The 16,595-nt window shown below is 65.0% G+C and carries 5 protein-coding genes and 13 pseudogenes; 6 read left to right on the plus strand and 12 right to left on the minus strand.

What is annotated here, in order from left to right; all coding sequences use genetic code 11:
- Nucleotides 1–66: 66 nt before the first annotated feature.
- From BTO02_RS34945 to BTO02_RS00015, 5 genes and pseudogenes are all read left to right on the plus strand, one after another.
- Nucleotides 67–165 (plus strand): annotated as a pseudogene (locus tag BTO02_RS34945) (flagellar biosynthetic protein FliO); the annotation flags it as partial.
- Nucleotides 166–381 (plus strand): hypothetical protein, encoded by a 216-nt coding sequence (locus tag BTO02_RS34670; protein WP_198039164.1) that lies wholly within the window; start codon nt 166–168, stop codon nt 379–381. It begins immediately after the preceding pseudogene.
- Nucleotides 382–440: 59 nt separating this feature from the next.
- Nucleotides 441–993 (plus strand): annotated as a pseudogene (gene fliP / locus BTO02_RS00005) (flagellar type III secretion system pore protein FliP).
- A 115-nt stretch (nt 994–1,108) separates the two neighbouring features.
- Nucleotides 1,109–1,377, plus strand: a pseudogene (gene fliQ, locus BTO02_RS00010) (flagellar biosynthesis protein FliQ).
- Between the two features lie 59 nt (nt 1,378–1,436).
- A pseudogene (locus BTO02_RS00015) lies at nt 1,437–2,120 on the plus strand (flagellar biosynthetic protein FliR).
- Between the two features lie 280 nt (nt 2,121–2,400).
- On the opposite strand, the gene flgL reads toward BTO02_RS00015, so the two are convergent.
- The 12 genes and pseudogenes from flgL to flgB all read right to left on the minus strand — a co-directional run bounded on the left by flgL (nt 2,401) and on the right by flgB (nt 14,623).
- Entirely contained in the window at nt 2,401–3,456 is a 1,056-nt protein-coding gene (gene flgL, locus BTO02_RS00020) for a flagellar hook-associated protein FlgL (protein WP_232243405.1), read from the minus strand.
- A gap of 12 nt (nt 3,457–3,468) precedes the next feature.
- Nucleotides 3,469–5,460: pseudogene (gene flgK / locus BTO02_RS00025) on the minus strand (flagellar hook-associated protein FlgK).
- 375 nt (nt 5,461–5,835) lie between these two features.
- Complete coding sequence (locus tag BTO02_RS00030; protein ID WP_075155278.1) at nt 5,836–6,591, minus strand: flagellar brake protein; 756 nt, start codon at nt 6,589–6,591, stop codon at nt 5,836–5,838.
- A 253-nt stretch (nt 6,592–6,844) separates the two neighbouring features.
- A pseudogene (gene flgJ / locus BTO02_RS00035) lies at nt 6,845–7,848 on the minus strand (flagellar assembly peptidoglycan hydrolase FlgJ).
- A gap of 16 nt (nt 7,849–7,864) precedes the next feature.
- Nucleotides 7,865–9,114, minus strand: a pseudogene (locus BTO02_RS00040) (flagellar basal body P-ring protein FlgI).
- 5 nt (nt 9,115–9,119) lie between these two features.
- Nucleotides 9,120–9,808: pseudogene (gene flgH / locus BTO02_RS00045) on the minus strand (flagellar basal body L-ring protein FlgH).
- Nucleotides 9,809–9,879: 71 nt separating this feature from the next.
- Nucleotides 9,880–10,665 (minus strand): annotated as a pseudogene (gene flgG / locus BTO02_RS00050) (flagellar basal-body rod protein FlgG).
- A gap of 66 nt (nt 10,666–10,731) precedes the next feature.
- A pseudogene (gene flgF, locus BTO02_RS00055) lies at nt 10,732–11,489 on the minus strand (flagellar basal-body rod protein FlgF).
- An 80-nt stretch (nt 11,490–11,569) separates the two neighbouring features.
- Nucleotides 11,570–12,835: pseudogene (flgE, locus tag BTO02_RS00060) on the minus strand (flagellar hook protein FlgE).
- Between the two features lie 24 nt (nt 12,836–12,859).
- On the minus strand, nt 12,860–13,585 hold the full coding sequence (locus BTO02_RS00065; RefSeq protein ID WP_075155279.1) for a flagellar hook assembly protein FlgD: 726 nt from the start codon (nt 13,583–13,585) through the stop codon (nt 12,860–12,862).
- Nucleotides 13,586–13,607: 22 nt separating this feature from the next.
- Nucleotides 13,608–14,030 (minus strand): flagellar basal body rod protein FlgC, encoded by a 423-nt coding sequence (flgC, locus tag BTO02_RS00070; protein WP_232243400.1) that lies wholly within the window; start codon nt 14,028–14,030, stop codon nt 13,608–13,610.
- A gap of 106 nt (nt 14,031–14,136) precedes the next feature.
- A pseudogene (flgB, locus tag BTO02_RS00075) lies at nt 14,137–14,623 on the minus strand (flagellar basal body rod protein FlgB).
- A gap of 1,061 nt (nt 14,624–15,684) precedes the next feature.
- Between flgB and flgA the strand changes: the two are divergent.
- Nucleotides 15,685–16,541: pseudogene (flgA, locus tag BTO02_RS35585) on the plus strand (flagellar basal body P-ring formation chaperone FlgA); the annotation flags it as partial.
- Nucleotides 16,542–16,595 lie beyond the last annotated feature (54 nt).

Here is a 16,595-nt window from a genome sequence, read left to right on the forward strand (position 1 = left end):
CCGGGCGCCGCTCATGACGACTTCGCCGCCGCTTCCGCGGATGGCCACCACGCCGCTTCCTCGGCCGGCAGCGGTCTGCCCGGCACCTTCGGCCAACGCTTTCGCGACGCGCTGAAAAACGAAGCGGCGAAACGACTACAGCGACACAGCGGCGGAGATCGATAGATGGAAGTGCTTCGTTCCGCGATGCGCCGTGACGGCGCGGCCCGCTCATTGACCACGCTCGCGCACTTGCTTTCATCGGTGCGGCTACGCCGGCTGGCGGCATGGCTGCTGCCGGCGCTGATGCTCGCGCTGCCGTCGCTTTCCTTCGCCCAGGTCGCAGGCCTGCCCGCGCTGAACGCAACGCCTGGCCGAACGGCAGCACGACGTATTCGCTGAGCGTGCAGACGATGCTCGTGCTCACGATGCTGTCGTTCCTGCCGGCGATGGTGCTGATGATGACGAGCTTCACGCGCATCATCATCGTGCTGTCGCTGCTGCGCCAGGCGCTGGCACGACGACCACGCCGCCCAACCAGGTGATGGTCGGCCTCGCGCTGTTTCTGACGCTGTTCGTGATGTCGCCGGTGCTCGACAAGGCATACAACGACGGCTACAAGCCGTTTCGGCAGGCACGATCTCGATGGACGACGCAGTCCAGCGCGGCGTCGCGCCGTTCAAGACCTTCATGCTGCGCCAGACGCGCGAAACCGATCTCGCGCTGTTCGCGAAGATCGCGCACACGCCGCCGATGCAGGGCCCCGAAGACGTACCGCTGTCGCTGCTCGTGCCGTCGTTCGTGACGAGCGAGCTCAAGACCGCGTTCCAGATCGGCTTCACGATCTACATTCCGTTCATCATCATCGACCTCGTGGTCGCGAGCGTGCTGATGTCGATGGGCATGATGATGGTCTCTCCGGTCACGATTTCGCTGCCGTTCAAGCTGATGCTGTTCGTGCTCGTCGACGGATGGCAGCTGCTGATCGGCTCGCTCGCACAAAGCTTCACCTAGCCGCGCGCGTTTTCGCGACGCTTTCGACGCGCTTTTTACCCGTTTTTTTACCCGCTGTTTTCCCGCTGTTTACCGATACCCGCCTGATTCTCAACCGACGCAGGAGCACCCCGCGATGACGCCGGAAACCGTAATGACCTTTTCGCACGACGCGATGCGCGTCGCGCTGCTGCTTGCCGCACCGCTGCTGCTCGTCGCCCTGATCGTCGGTCTGATCGTGAGCCTGTTCCAGGCCGCGACGCAGATCAACGAAAGCACGCTGACCTTCATTCCGAAGCTCGCCCGGTCGGCGTCACGCTCGTGATCGCCGGCCCGTGGATGCTCGAGACGATGATCGACTATATGCGCCAGGTGCTGGTGAACATACCGAACGTCGCAAACTGAAAAAAGCGCGACGCGGCGCGGCGCATGTTCGCCCGTCGTCGCATCCGGATTCGCCCGTCATGTTTACCGTCACCTATGCGCAGCTGAACGCGTGGCTCACCGCGTTTCTCTGGCCGTTCGTGCGCATTCTCGCGCTCGTGGCAAGCGCGCCGGTGCTCGGTCACGCGTCGGTGCCGATCCGCGTGAAGGTTGGTCTTGCCGCATTCATGGCCGTGATCGTTGCGCCGACGCTCGGCGCGATGCCGCAGTCACGGTGTTTTCGGCCGCGGGCACGTGGATTCTCGTCAATCAGCTGCTGATCGGACTCGCTCTCGCTTCACCATGCAGATCGTGTTCGGTGCGATCGAGACGGCCGGCGCGATCGTGGGCCTCGGCATGGTCTCGGTTTCGCGACGCTGATCGACCCGCAGTCGCATGGCTCGACCGACGTGCTGTCGATGCTGCTGAACATGATCGCCATGCTCGTGTTCGTCGCGCTCGACGGCCATCTGCAGGTGATCAGCGCGCTCGTCATGACGTTCCAGTCGGTGCCGGTGAGCGCGAACCTTCTCAGTGCGCCCGGCTGGCGCATGCTCGCCGAATGGGGCGCGACGCTGTTCGCAGGCGGCATGCTGATCGCGCTGCCGGTCGTGGCGGCGCTGCTGATCGCGAACCTGTGCCTCGGCATTCTGAACCGCGCGCGCGCCGCAGATCGGTATCTTCCAGATCGCTTTGCGTCACGATGCTCGTCGGCCTGCTGCTGATCCAGCTGCTGCCGAACATGATTCGCTCTTCGCGCGATGATCGATAAATCGAAGAAATGGGCGCGTCCGCTTGCGTTGCGGCCCGCGTAGCGTGTAGCGCTTTTGCGCTTCATCGAGACAGCGACAGCTTCGAAACGGACGCAAACGTCGTTTCGGTCGCGCTCAACATCGACTCCTGCAGCGTGAGCTGGCTGAACACGGTAGACGGATCGGCCTGGTGATGTCGGTCAGATCGGTGGTGGTCTGCAAGGACTGCTGCGAGTTGATCTGCCGAGCGCCGTCACCTGCTGTTCGCGGCCCGCCACGGATGCATGCACCGTGGTACGTTGGTCATCGTGTTGTCGATCTGCGTGTGCGCGGTGTTGATCGCGTTTTCGATGGTCGCCATTGCGGCGTATCGTCCTGCGCCGGATTCTGCAGCGCGGCGATGACATCGTCGATCGTCTTGAACACGTCGTGTTGCCCTGCGCGGCCGGCGTGACCGTGAACGAATCGCCTGCGACCGGCGTGCCGGAGATCGAGACCTCTCGCCGCCGCCGAGATCGATCGGCTGACCCGCCGTAAACGCTTGAGGCGTGCCGATCGCCGTGGGCGGCGTGGTCGACGTGTCGTTCACCTGGTAATCGAGGTCGCCCGTGGTCGGATCGGTCAGGAACGTGATCGAGTACGGCTTGTTGTTGCTCGCCGCGCCCTGTGTCGAAATCGACACCGGGCCGATCACGCCGGTACCGGCGTTCGTCGATGCGCCGGCCGGAACGGGGTCGGACAGACCGGGCAGCACGCTCAGGAATACGCTTGCGCCGTTGTCGGTGGTCGCAACCGATGTCGTGTTCGAGATTTGCAGCGTACGCGTGCCCGAATCGCCGTTGTAGGTCACGCCGCCGTTCGAGGCGTTCGAAAACGGCGCCGTGCCGCCCTGGAACCCTGAAAAGATGAAGTTGCCGGTGCCGTCGGTCGTATTGGCCAGCGTCATCAGCTGGTCGCGCAACCCCTGCAGCGCCTTTCCGGCCGCCTGCCGGTTACTGTCGTTGATGGTGCCCGAGCCCAGCGCATTCAATTGCGTAAGCACGTTTTGCAGCGCTGTCGAGACGTTGCTCAATGTCGTGTCTTCGGTTTGCAACAGGCTTGTCGCCGTGTTCTGGTTCGACGCGAACTGCGACAGAACGGACCCTGTGGCCGACAGCTGCACGGCTTGCGCAGCGCCGAGCGGATCGTCGGCAGCCGTTGCAACGCGAATGCCCGTCGATGCCTGTTGCTCGAGTCGCGCCAGCAACGACTGCTGGTTGTCCATATTCGAGATCGTGTTCGCGTAAATCTGTGTCGTAGCGATACGCATGGTCGAAAGCCCCTAGCCGAGTGCCTGCAGGATCGTCTGAAAAAGCGATTGCGCGGTCTGGATTACTTTGCTGCTCGCCTGGTACATCTGCTGGTACTCGAGCAGGTTCGTTGCTTCTTCGTCGAGGTTCACGCCCGATACAGACTGCTGCTGCGACTGGATCTGCGCAAGCGTGCTGCTCTTGGCGGTGGCCATCGACTCGAGATTGCTGGCGGTATTGCCGACGTTGTTCACGAACTCCGCGTAGCCGTTCGTCAGCGTGGTGCCGCCGAACGCGGTACTGGTGCTGACGTTGAAAATCGCAGTCGCATTGCTGCCGTCCTGCGTGCCGCCCGTGTTCGGACCGATCGTGAAGGTGTCGCCGTCGGCGGCGTGCCCGACACGGTGAACGAAATCCCGTTCGGCGACGTCGCCGGCGGACCCGGGTTGGTGACCGTATAGGTGTCGCCGTTGGTCGGGTCGTACGGCACGCCGGGATTAGCCGCCGTGACCGTGAAGCTTTGCTGCGGATTGCCGAACGTGACCGTCGAGCCGATCGGAAGACCCGTGAGCGTGCCCGTGGCGGCATCGTAGGTGAGCGTTACCGGCGAATCGATCACGAAGCCCGAACTCGCCGCGCCGATCGCGATCTTGCCCGTGCCGGTGTTCGACTGATTGGCGCTCGCGATCGCCGGCGACGACGCGGCGATCGCGCTGCCGTCGGTGGTCGCGACCGCGAAGCTGTCGAGTGCGCCCGAGGTCGGCTGGATCGTGAACGAATCGCCGGCCGCCATCGTGCCGTTGATCGTGATCGCCACGCCGCCGATCGGGTTCGTTGCGCTCGGCGGCGTCGTCGACGTGCCGAGCACCTTGCCCGTGGTCGCGTCCGTGACCGTGTAGTTCGTGCCGTCGAAGGTCAGCTTGTAGTCGTCGGTGGGCGGCGAAGCCGGGTTCGTCAACGTGGCCGACACGGTCGCGCCGCCCGTGTTCTTCGTGTTCGCGATGACGTTCGGCGCCCCGACGTTGAAGAGCGGGCCGCCCGTGTTGCCGTTCTGATCGATGCCCAGTTCGTTCTGCGCATTGACCTGCGCGGCGAAGCTCGTGGCGAGCGCGCCGAGTTGCCGGCGGCAGGATCGAGCGTCTGGCTGCGAAACTGCAGCACGCCGCCGAGCGACCCGCCGCTGATCGCCGAGTCGGGCAGAACCGTGGTGACGAACGAACCGGGTTTGGTCGAGTCCGGCTGCTGATACGTAACCGCCAGTTCGGACGGATTGCCCGGCGACGGCGTGGTACCCAACTGGTAGCTCTGAGTGCCCTGCACGAGCGTCATGCCGTTCGGCAGCGAAATCGTATCGGTGCCGTCGCTCGCCTGCTGGACATTGACGCCGACGAGCTGCGACAGCTGCGAAACCGCCTGGTCGCGCGTATCCAGCAGCTGGTTCGGCGGCTGTCCGTTAGGGCCGACCGCGGCGATCTGTGCATTCAGCTGCGCGATCTGTTTGGTCAGGTTGTTGATTTGCGTGACCGTGCTCGAGATCGTCGTATTGATGCCCTGACGCGTCTGATCGATCTGGCTTCCCATCGAGTTGATCGCGTCCGCGAGAACCGATGCGGCGTTGATCACCGTCTGACGGGTCGGACCATCGTTCGCGGAGCCCGCGAGCGTCTGCAGGCTGTTGAAGAAACCCGTGAAGTCGGCGCCGATTCCCGCGGTCGGTCGCCGATCTGGTTGCTCAGATTCGTGATCAGCTGGGAATACGAGCTCAGCGACGAGCTTTCGGACTGCGTGCTGTAGAGCTGGCTCGTCAGGGTCTGGCTGAACTGGCGCTGGATCGTCTGCGTCGTCACACCGCCGCCGATGAAGCCCGAGCCTGTTTGCAGCCCGCCCGCTTCGACAAAAAGCGCAAGCTCGCGGTTGTAGCCAGGCGTCGCCGCGTTGCTGATGTTATTGCCCGTGGTCGACATCCCGAGCTGCGCTGAATTCAGTCCGGTCAAACCGAGGCTAAAAAGGTTTCCTCCTGACATGCATGCTCCTGAGAGGCGGGTCCGGCGACGGCCGCCGATTGCGTGAACAAGCGGTATATCGGCGCGGACGGCGCGAAATTTAGGGATCGCGCGTACGTCGGCGAAGATTCTGCGGAAGACCTCGGCGTTGCTGCCGGCTGCGCGCGGCGGAACTGGCCGAGGCTGCATTATCGGCAACACCGGCGCAAGTCAAAACGAGGATGAAGCGGGGAATTGGGCGCTATATCAGGCGCGGAGGGTATGCGGGCAGGCTTGCTGCAAGGTTCGCCGAAAGGCTCGTAACGGAAACTGTCCGCACGGGCCAGATGGCACAAGTCAAACGCGTGACATTCACTGCGCGGCATGCCGCCGCGCCGCTGTGCACCGCTAAAGAACTTACGCGCGCACGAGCGAGCGGCGCTTCATTTCGAGTTGAGTGATCAGGCGTTGCAGCGTATTTTCCGCGCTGCCCGGCAGCGACATGAAACGCAAAACGAGCAGATAGCGCGTGCCGTTGCCGTGCGGCAACGGTGTGGCGCGCAGCGAGACGATTTGCAGATCGAGCGAGAGCATGCCGCTGCCATTGAGGTTCACTTCGACGTCCGGCAACACGGTGCTCAACGGCAGCGTCGCGACACGGTCGTCGTTCGTGCGCAGCCCGATGCCGCCCAGCGACAGATCATGAATCTCGAAGCGGAACGAATCGCCCTCGGGCAGCTTGCCCGAGCAGTAGTACGGGTTCAGGATCGGCGTCTCGACGCGGAAGTACTCGCGCCGCTGGATGTAGTACAGCACCTCGGGAAACGCCGCTTCGAATGCCGGGCGGCCTTCGAACGAGGTTTCGCGCGGCGTGCCGGTGCCGAACTCGACGCGCACGCCTTCCGGCGCCGCAAGGAAGTGGCAATGCGGCGCCGCGAGCAGGCCGCGGTTCTGCTCGGGCAGCGCGCCCCAGTCGAACACGAAGGTCTGCGTACGCACGTCGACGTCGAGGATACGCGTCACGAGCTGGCCACCCTTGTACTGCACGGTCAGAAAGTCGCCGCGGTTGAAGAGGTTGCGCAGCTGCACGCCGATTTCCAGCGGATTGCGGCGGCCGAAATGCTCGGTCGGTTCGACTTCATCCGTCTGGGCGGTCGACAGATTGGGTTCCATGATGGTCGTAGTCTCGCGATGCGGGCCGCCGGCGGTGCCGGCGAAACGCGTATTCTATGACCGTCTTGCCGGTGTCCTCCGGCAATCGATCTTTACGCTATAGCGGCAATTATCCGCGAAGTTTAGAGTTCGACCGCAAATAAATTTCACGCGCACGCACGCGCCGGTCGCAAATCGCGACCGGTGTCTTCGTCATTATGCGCAATGCGTGCAGGGATACGGCGTGAAAGAGCCGCTGAAGCGGCTCGCCGCGTCACTCGAGATTGAGCGACGCAACCGGCTGAGCCCCCGCCGGGCTCATCTGCTGCATGATCGACATCAGCTTGCGAGCGTAGTGCGGATCGGTCGCATAGCCCGCGCGCTGCATGCCGGCCGCAAAGCCCGCCGCGCTCTTTCCGCGCGAAGCGGTGAGCACCGCGGCATAACGCGGATTGCTCGTCAGCATGCTCGCGTAATCGTTCATCGCTTCCTGATACGAGCCGTACGAGCGGAATTTCTCGACCCTGCGCTGCGGCTGGCCGTTCACATACTCGGTCGTGACGGTCGACACCGTATCGCCGGTCCAGTCTTTGGTCGCCTTGATGCCGAACACATTGTGGCTCGTCGAGCCGTCCGCCTTTTTGATCTCGCTTCTGCCCCAGCCCGACTCGAGCGCGCCTGTCCGATGATGAAACGCGCCGGGATGCCGGTCGCCGCGCTGGCCGCCTGCGCGGGCGCGGCGAGCTTGTCGACGAACGCATCGACTTTCGGCGACTGGCCATTGCCGCGCAATGGCGGCGTCAGCGCGTTATTGGCCGAGTAGCCGCGGCCCGTCGTCAGCGCGCCGTTCGAGGCCGGATTGGCATAGGCGCGCGCGAGCGAGTTCAGCGTCGAAATCGAGCCCATGCCGCCGCCCGCGACACCGCCCGTGTCCGCATCGCTGCCGTCGAGCGGAATATGAGCCTGACGCGCGAGCTGTTTGATCATCATGTCGGCGACGCCGACGCCCTTCGACGACATCTGCTGCGCCATCTGCTCGTCGAGCATCGACATGAACTGGTCGCCTTCGCGCGAATCGAGCGGGCCATCGTGCGGCGTCGCCTCGCGCATGCTTTTCAGCATCATTTGCAGGAACACTGCGTCGAACTGGCGCGCAGCGCTCTTCAATGCGGTTTGCGGGGAATTCTTCGCCTGCATGCGCAACGCATCGAAGCCCTGCACGTCGAGTGCGAAGCGCTGGTCGAGATCGGCTACCGGTTTTGAGGAATCCGCGTTCATCGGTCGTGCTTCCTGCCTAGATGATTTCGAGGTCGGCGCGCAACGCGCCTGCGGCCTTCATGGCCTGCAAGATCGACATGAGGTCGGCCGGCGTCGCGCCGAGCGCGTTCAACGCCTTCACGACGTCCGCGAGGTTGGCGCCGGCCGTCACGTATTTGAGCGACCCTTGTCCTGCTTGAGCTGGATCTGCGACTGGCGCGCGGCGACCGTCTGCCCGTTCGAGAATGCATTGGGCTGGCTCACCACGGTCTGCGTATTGACGACGACCGACAGATTGCCGTGCGCGACCGCGCAGCTATCGAGCGTGACCATCTGGTTCATCACGATCGACCCGGTGCGCGCGTTCAGAATGACCTTCGCGGCAGCCTTCGCGGGCTTGATCTCGAGGTTCTGCAACTGCGCGAGGAACGACACCTGCGAGCCCGGATCGCTCGGTGCGTGCAGCTGGATCGTGCGGCCGTCGAGCGCGGTCGCGGTGCCGGGCCCGAACGCATTGTTGACGACTGCGACAATCTTCTGCGCGTTGTCGTAGTCCATGTCGTTGAGGTTCATTTCCATCATGCCGCCGGCCTGCGCGACGTTGACGGGCAACGAGCGCTCGACGATCGCGCCGGCCGCGACGCGCCCGGCCGCGAGCTGATTCACCTGGACGCGGCTGCCGTTCGCGCTGGCACCGGCGCCGCCGACCGCGAGGTTGCCCTGCGCGAGCGCGTAGACCGTGCCGTCCGCGCCTTTCATCGGCGTGAGCAGCAGCGTGCCGCCGCGCAGGCTCTTGGCATTGCCGAGCGACGACACGGTCACGTCGATCGCCTCGCCGGGCCGCGCAAACGGCGGCAGCGTCGCCGTCACCATCACGGCGGCGACGTTCTTCAGCTGCAGGTTCGAGAGCGGCGACACGCCGCCGTTGGTCGCGCCGGCCTGCTGGTTGTTGATGCCGATGCCGAGGTTCGCGAGCATGTTCGCGAGCGTTTGCGTCGTGAACGGCGTTTGCGTCGTCTGGTCGCCGGTGCCGTCGAGACCGACGACGAGGCCGTAGCCGATCAGCGGATTGTCGCGCACGCCCAGAATCGAGACGAGATCCTTGAGCCGCTCGGCATGCGCATCGGGCGCCGAAGCGGCGACGAGTGCGAACACCGCGACGGCGAACAGCGCGGCGCTGGCCGCGGCGCGCGCGGACTTGCCGGCGCGGCGCGCGGCAAGGCGCCCGAAGTGCGCGAAGTGCCGGAGCGTGCCGGTCAAAGCGTGACGAAGAGTCGAGGCGTTCATCGTCATCACCACGGCGAGATATTGAGGAAGAAGCGCTGCAACCAGCCCATCTGCTCGGCTTCGTCGATATAGCCCTTCGCCGAGTATTCGATCTTTGCGTCGGCCACTTCTGTCGAGAATACCGAGTTGTCGCCGGCCACCGTATTCGGATTCACGACGCCGGAAAAGCGCACCCACTCGTTGCCCTGATTGATCAGCATCTGCTTCTGGCCGCTCACGACGAGATTGCCGTTCGGCAGCACGTTCGTCACCGTGACGGTGATCACGCCGTTGAACGTATTCGATGCATTTGCGCCGCCTGCCGCCGTGAACTGGTTCTGTCCGTTCGCCGCGATATTGGCCTTGTTGAAGAGGCCGGACAGGAAGTTGGCCTGCGTAACCGCGACGTTCGTCGAGCCGTTGCGGTTCGCATTCGCGCCGGACTGCTTGGTCGCGTTGATGTTTTCGGCGATGACGATGGTCAGGATGTCGCCGACATTGCGCGGACGCTGGTCTTCGAACAGCGGATGCCCGGCCGTGCCCGGGTTGTAGATCGATCCGGCGCCTGCAGTTGCGGCGGTACGGGCGGCACCGCGCTCATCGGCTGCTGCACGATCGGTTCTTTCGGCACGAGCGCGCAGCCGGCGAGCGCGGCGGCGAGCGCCCCCGCCGCCGCGAACCGCAGCGCCGCCTGCGCGGCGCTCGTGCGAACCATAAGACTGATGAGCTGCGACATCTTCGTAACCGCCTGCTGGATATCCACCTGTTCGATGCGACGACGTGCGTTCAAACCTGCATCTGACTGAGCGTCTGCAGCATCTGATCGGACGTGGTCACGGCCTTGCTGTTGATTTCGTATGCGCGCTGCGTCTGGATCATGTTCACCAGCTCCTGCACGACGTTGACGTTCGACGTTTCGACAAACCCCTGTTGCAGCGGACCGATGCCGTTCAGGCTCGGCTGACCGACGTTCGGCGCGCCCGACGATTGCGTCTCCTGGAACAGGTTCTGACCGATCGAGTCGAGGCCGGCCGGTTGATGAACGTCGCGAGCTGGATCGAGCCGATGTTCACCGTGTTCGTCGAGTTGCCCTGCGTGATCGAGACCGTGCCGTCCTGGCCGATCGTCAGCTTGGTCGCGTTCTGCGGAAGCGTGATGGCCGGCTGCAGCGGAAACCCGTCCGATGTGACGAGCCGCCCCTGCTGGTCGGTCTGGAACGAGCCGTCGCGCGTGTAGGCGATCGTGCCGTCCGGCATCTGCACCTGGAAGAAGCCGGCGCCGTTGATCGCGATGTCCTTCGAATTGCCGGTCTGCGTCAGGTTGCCCTGCGTGTAGAGACGCTCGGTCGCGACCTGCTGCACGCCGGTGCCGACCTGGCTGCCCGACGGGATCTCGGTGTTCTGCGTCGAGTTGGCGCCCGGCTGGCGCAGCGTCTGGTAAATCAGATCCTCGAACCGCGCGCGAACCCTTGAAGCCGTTCGTGCTCACGTTCGCGAGGTTGTTCGAAATCACATCCATCTGCGCCTGCTGCGCATTCATGCCGGTCGCGGCAATGTAGAGGGAACGGTTCACGGTCTCTATTCTCCTGGTGTTACACCACGTGTTTCAGATGGCTAGCCCGCTTGCGGCGGGCCCGCGTCAGCTGAAATTCAGCAACTGGTTGGCCGACTGCTCGTTCTGGTCGGCGGTCTGCAGCATCTTCGTCTGCATCTGGAACTGACGCGCATTCGTGATCATCGAGACCATCGCGTTGATCGGATTCACATTGCTGCCTTCGAGCGCGCCCGAGACGATCTGCACGTTCGGATCCTGGTCGGCCGGATTGCCGTCGGCCGTACGGAAAAGTCCGTCGGCGCCGCGCGCCATCGTGTTCGGATCCGGGTTCACGAGCTTGATCTGATCGACCAGCGCGATTGCGTTCGGCGGGTCGCCGGCCGCGATCACCGACACGCTGCCGTCCTTGCCGATCGACACCTGCGCCTCGGGCGGCACCGCGATCGGGCCGCCGTTGCCGATCACCGCAGGTTGCTCGCGTTGACGAGCTGCCCGTTCTCGTCGACGTGCAGATTGCCGCCGCGCGTGTACGCTTCATTGCCGTCCGGCGTCTGCACGGCGATCCAGCCCTGCCCCTGAATCGCGATGTCGAGCGGGTTGCCGGTCTGCGAGATCGGGCCCGGCGTGTAGTCGGAGCCCGGCGTCGCGGACAGCACGAATGTACGCGTCGTGACGTCGTTGACCTGCGAGCCGTCGCCGAAACTCATCGGCACGGAACGGAAGTTCGCGAGCTGCGCGCGAAAACCCGTGGTCGACGCGTTGGCGAGATTGTTGGCGACGACGGCCTGCTGGTCGAGCGCCTGCGTGGCGCCCGTCATCGCGGTGTAGATCAGTCGGTCCATGACTAGCTCGTGTCCTTTTCTGGCATCCGGCTACCGGGTGGCTCGCGCATCGATCGCACAGCCGCCCGGGCTTGCCTGCGTTACAGATTGATCAGCGTCTGGTCGATCGTCTGCTGCGTCTTGATCGTCTGCGCGTTCGCCTGATAGTTGCGCTGCGCGGTGATCAGATCGACGAGCGAATTGGTCAGGTCCGCGTTCGACGCTTCGACCGCGCTGCCCTGAATCGAACCGAGCGTCGACGTGCCGGCCACGCCCACTTGCGGCTCGCCCGAATCGTTCGTCTGCGCGAACTGGTTGTTGCCGAGGTTCTGCAGGCCGTTCGGGTTCGTGAAGGTGGCGAGCAGCACCTGGCCGAGCACCGCGGTGCGGCCGTCCGTGTACGAGCCCGTGATCGTGCCGTCGGAGCCGATCGTGAAGTTCGACAGCTGCGAGGTGCCGAAGCCGTCCTGCGAGGGCGCCGAGGTCGCCGCGCTGTCGGTGCCGTCGCCGCCGAACTGCGTGGTGCCCGACAGGTCGACCGTGATGGTCTGCGCCCGCTGCGCCGTCGGTATTGGGAATCGCAAGACTGAACGAGCCGGCCGGCGTGATCGGGGTGCTCGCCGGGGGCGGGCTCGCCGATGCGGTCAGCGCACCCGACGAATCGAACGTCATGCTGCCGAGATCGGTGGGCGTTGCGCCCGACGGGCCGCCGAATACTTCCCACTGGCCCGACGTGGCCGACTTCACGAAATACATGTTGACCGTGGTCTTGGCGCCGAGCGAATCGACGGTCTGGATCGAGGTCGAGAACGTAAAGCTGCTCGGGTCGCTCGGGTCGAACGTTGCGTCTTTCGGCTGCGCCGCAGCGGCATCGAGATTGACGTTGAACGTCGCCTTCGTCGTCGCGACCGGCGGCAGCAGGCTCGAATTCGGAATCTGGATCGGCACGACCTGGCCCGTCTGCAACTGGCCTTGTGCGTTCGCCTGGAAACCCATGATCTTGTTGCCCTCGGCGTCGACGATGAAGCCTGCCTTGTTCTCGACGAGCTGGCCGTTACGCGAGTAGGTGACCGAGCCGTTCGGATTCAGCATCTGAAAGAAGCCGTTTCCGTTGATCGCCATGTTGGTCGGCACGTCGGTCGTCGTCACTTCGCCCTGCGAGAAATCCTGCTGCACGCCGCGAGCCGCGACGTACCGATACCGATCTGGTTGTTGACTGCGGTGGCGATCGAATTCGCATATAGATCGGCGAACACCGCCGTGCTCTGCTTGAAGCCGACCGTCTGCGCGTTCGCGATATTGTTGCCGACCACGTCGAGGTCGTTCGATGCGGCCGCGAGGCCGCTCAAAGCTGTCTGATAACCCATGTTGCGCTCCGTATCGAATGCTTGTTAAAGGATGGCCGATGCGCCGCCGTTGAGCGGGATGGTCTGGCCAGTCTGCAGGGTGAGTCCTGGTGTTCCGTCGGCCTGCGTGACGACGCCGATCACCGGGAAGCCGGTTAGCGCGACGGGAGCGTTGTCGCCGGTCGCGGCGCCGCCGGCGTCCACGACGTTGAACGTGTAGTTGCCCGTGGGCAGCGGCTTGCCACCTGCATCGACCGCCTTGAAACTCGGCACCGGAATCACGCCGGCCGGCTGCTGGCCGAGATCGATCGTGTTCACGACGTTGCCGTTCGAATCGACCACCTGCAGCTTCAGGTCCGACGTCGCGGCCGGCAGCTTGATACCGAACGGCGATGCGGCCACCTTGCTCGTGTCGGTCGTGCCGTCGGCGTTGAGCGGGTTCGCGACCGTGAACGTATTGCCCGGCACGAGCACCGTGCGGCCGACCAGCGACGCTGCCTGGCCCGCCTCGCTCGCCGACAGTTGCGCGGACAACGAGCCGAGCGACTGGTTGAGCTGCGCGATGCCGCTCACCGTGTCGATCTGCGCGAGCTGCGACGTCATCTGCGAGCTGTCCATCGGCGAGGTCGGATCCTGGTTCTGCAACTGCGTGACGAGCAGCTTCAGGAACGTCGACTGAAGGTCGGCAGCCGACGTGCCCGCGTTCGGGCCCATCGTGTCGGTCGGCGTGTTCGTCTGGCTGGTGCCGTTATTTCCAATTGGCGTGCTCAAAAAACTCTCCTTGGCTGCCGGGTCACGTACCGATCGTCAGCGTTTTCAGCATCAGATTCTTCGCGGTGTTCAGCGTCTCGATGTTCGCCTGATACGAGCGCGAGGCCGAGATCATGTTCACCATCTCCTGCACCGGGTCGACGTTCGGCGATTCCACATAGCCGTCCGCGTTCGCCGCGGGGTTGCTCGGGTCGTACGTCGTCTTCATCGGCGTCGGGTCGTCGACCACGCCAGTCACCTGCACGCCGCCGACCTGCTGGCCCGACGCGGAGCGCGCGCCGCCGAGCGGATCGACCGCGAACACCACCTGCTTCGCGCGATAGGGCTTGCCGTCCGGACCGGTCGTGCTGTCCGCGTTCGCCAGATTCGACGCGGTGACGTTCAGGCGCTGCGATTCCGCAGTCAGCGCCGATCCCGCCACCTTGAAGATGTTCATCAATGACATGGCCTGTCGAGCCTCCTTCGTTGATCCCGTAGCGTTAATTGAGTGCTTGCTGTTGCGCGGCTGGTTATGCCGTTATGTTCTGTTAGCTGCCGATTTAGCTTCCGAATCAGCTTCCTGAAGTGATCGCCGACAGCAATCCCTTGATCTGCGACGACACGAGCGTCATGCCCGATTCGAGATGCAGGGTGTTGTCGGCGAATTGCACGCGTTCCGAGTCGAGGTCGACCGTGTTGCCGTCGAGCGCGGGCTGCACCGGAATCCGGTACTTGAGCCGGCCGTAATCTTCAGCGGGGCCGCCCGTGGGGATCAGCTTCGCCTTGCCCGCCATATGGCCGGGCTCGGTCGTGGCGAGCGTCATGCCGGTCGTCACGCCGGCCGGCTGGGCCATCTGAAGCGGCGAAGCGCCGAAGCCCGATTCGCCATTGGCTTTGCGCAACGCACCCGCGAGCGACGAAGAGAAATTGATGTCGCGCGCCTTTGTAGTTCGGCGTATCGGCGTTCGCAATGTTCGACGACAGCACTTCCTGCCGGTATGCGCGCACGTCGAGCGCTTCCTTGTTGAACGCAAAATTCTGATCGAGCCTGTCAAGCATCGGACACCTCTCCGTATGAACGGTCCGCGGTCATATTCGCCTGCCCGCCCTTGCGCATCCTCGCCGCGGCACAGGGCCGGCGGCGCAAGCAATCAGCAAGGGCTTTTTCGCATGGAGTGCATCTTAGGGGCGCGACGCAAGGGCCAATTGAACGAATAGCCGGGGAAGCGCCCCTCTATTCAACGTTTGCGATGGGAGGCCACTCCCTAGAATGCGTCCTGTACCGTGAGTACCCGTGGGCCGTTGCGGCTCGCGCGTTGGTCCCTGATTCCGGAGAGTTGCCATGACCCTGCCCGCTTTCGCTGCCCTGCCCGGCGTGGTTCGCGCCGCGCGGCTGCACGGCGCGATGCGGCGGGGCTGGCGTGCATGGCGTGTCGTCGGTCGCGGCGTTGCTCGGCATGGCGTTGCCTGGCGCGGGCTTGCCTCTCGCATCGATTGCAGCCGGCGCAGTGCCCGCGCTCGCGTATGCGCAGGACAATGGCGGGCCGATCGTGATCCCCGGACCCGGCGAAAAAAATCCCGCCGATGCGCAGGCGCTCGCCGCGCGCATGGGCCTCGCCGCTCATTCCACCCAGCCGGGCGCGGCGGCGCTCGCCGCACTGCGTCCGACGCCTGCGGCACAGCGTGCCCTCGACGCGGACAACGGCCAGATCGTCATTCCAAACGGCGAGCCTCGCGGGCAGCTGGCGCCAGGTGCTTATGCCGCGAACGCGACGAGCGGAACCGTCACGAGCGGCCGCGTCATGACTGCCCGCGCGGTGCCGGCCGTACCGGTGACGCTGCAACGCGTCAGCGTGCAGCCGCCGGCGCAGGGTGTCGCGCCGGTCGTCGTCAGCAATGCGCAGGCGCGCTACAGCGTGCCCGCGTCCGACTTGCACGCGACCGATGCGGCGGCCGCGTCGGCGCCGATCCAGATCGATCCGCTTGCCGCGCGCGGCGAGCCGCCGCAACTCGGCGGCGCCAGCGGCAGCACGGCTGCGGTCAGGATGCAGCTGACGGGTGCACAGCCGACGAATGTGCAGCCGATGACTGCGGAGCAGGCGAACGCGGCCCAGATCAGGGCGGCGCAGCAGTGGGCCGCTCAATCGACAGCAAGAGCAGCAGTACAAACCGCCGCGCACGCCGCGGTGCCCGCGCCCCAGCGGTCCGCGCAAACGGCCCAACTGCAGCCTGTGCGTTACACGCCGCCGCGCGCCGCCCTGGCCAATGCCGCGGCTCAGACTGTGGCCACGGTCAACGCCGGCGGCGCCAACACGCTGGCCGCGAGTACCTCCGATGCCACCCCGGTGCCCGCCGGCCAGCAGGACGGCGAGACGATCCGCGCCACGGCGCTCGCGTTCCTGCAGCAGCAAACGGCCGGCTTGCCCGGCAAGATCACGATTGACGTCGCGCGCCCCTTTCCGCGCGGCCTTGCGGCCTGCACGGCGCTCGAGCCGTTCATGCCGGTCGGTGCGCGCCTGTGGGGACGCACGTCGGTCGGCGTGCGCTGCGCGGCGCGCGCCCGTGGACGCTCTACTTGCGGGCGCGCATCTCGCTGCAGGCGACCTACTACACGGCGGCGCGCCAGATCGCGCCGGGCGAAATGCTGACCGCCGCCGATCTCGTCGCCCACGAAGGCGATCTCGCGACCCTGCCGCAAACGGTGATCACCGATCCGTCGCAAGCCGTCGGCGCGGTCGCGCTCGTGCGTATCGGCGCCGGGCTGCCGCTGCGCCAGGACACGATCCGCAGCGCGGCATCGGTGACGGCGGGACAAACAGTGCGCGTGGTCGCATCGGGCGAGGGTTTCTCGATTTCGGCGGAAGGTAGCGCGATGAACAACGCAACGCCTGGCCAGCAGGTGCGGGTCAGGACCACGAACGGCCAGATCGTGACCGGCGTGGTGAAGGACGGTTCGACCGTCGAGATCCAGATGTAAGGCAGATTCGGCCCGGGGAACGCGTTTCGGACAAGGAAAAGGTGACGGAAGACG

The organism is Paraburkholderia sp. SOS3 (genome assembly GCF_001922345.1).
Classification (GTDB): domain Bacteria; phylum Pseudomonadota; class Gammaproteobacteria; order Burkholderiales; family Burkholderiaceae; genus Paraburkholderia.

Coding starts and splice junctions, on each gene's coding strand:
- BTO02_RS34670 (WP_198039164.1), top strand. CDS start 166: ATGGAAGTGCTTCGTTCCGCGATGCGCCGTGACGGCGCGGCCCGCTCA.
- flgL (WP_232243405.1), bottom strand. CDS start 3,456: ATGCGTATCGCTACGACACAGATTTACGCGAACACGATCTCGAATATG.
- BTO02_RS00030 (WP_075155278.1), bottom strand. CDS start 6,591: ATGGAACCCAATCTGTCGACCGCCCAGACGGATGAAGTCGAACCGACC.
- flgC (WP_232243400.1), bottom strand. CDS start 14,030: ATGTCATTGATGAACATCTTCAAGGTGGCGGGATCGGCGCTGACTGCG.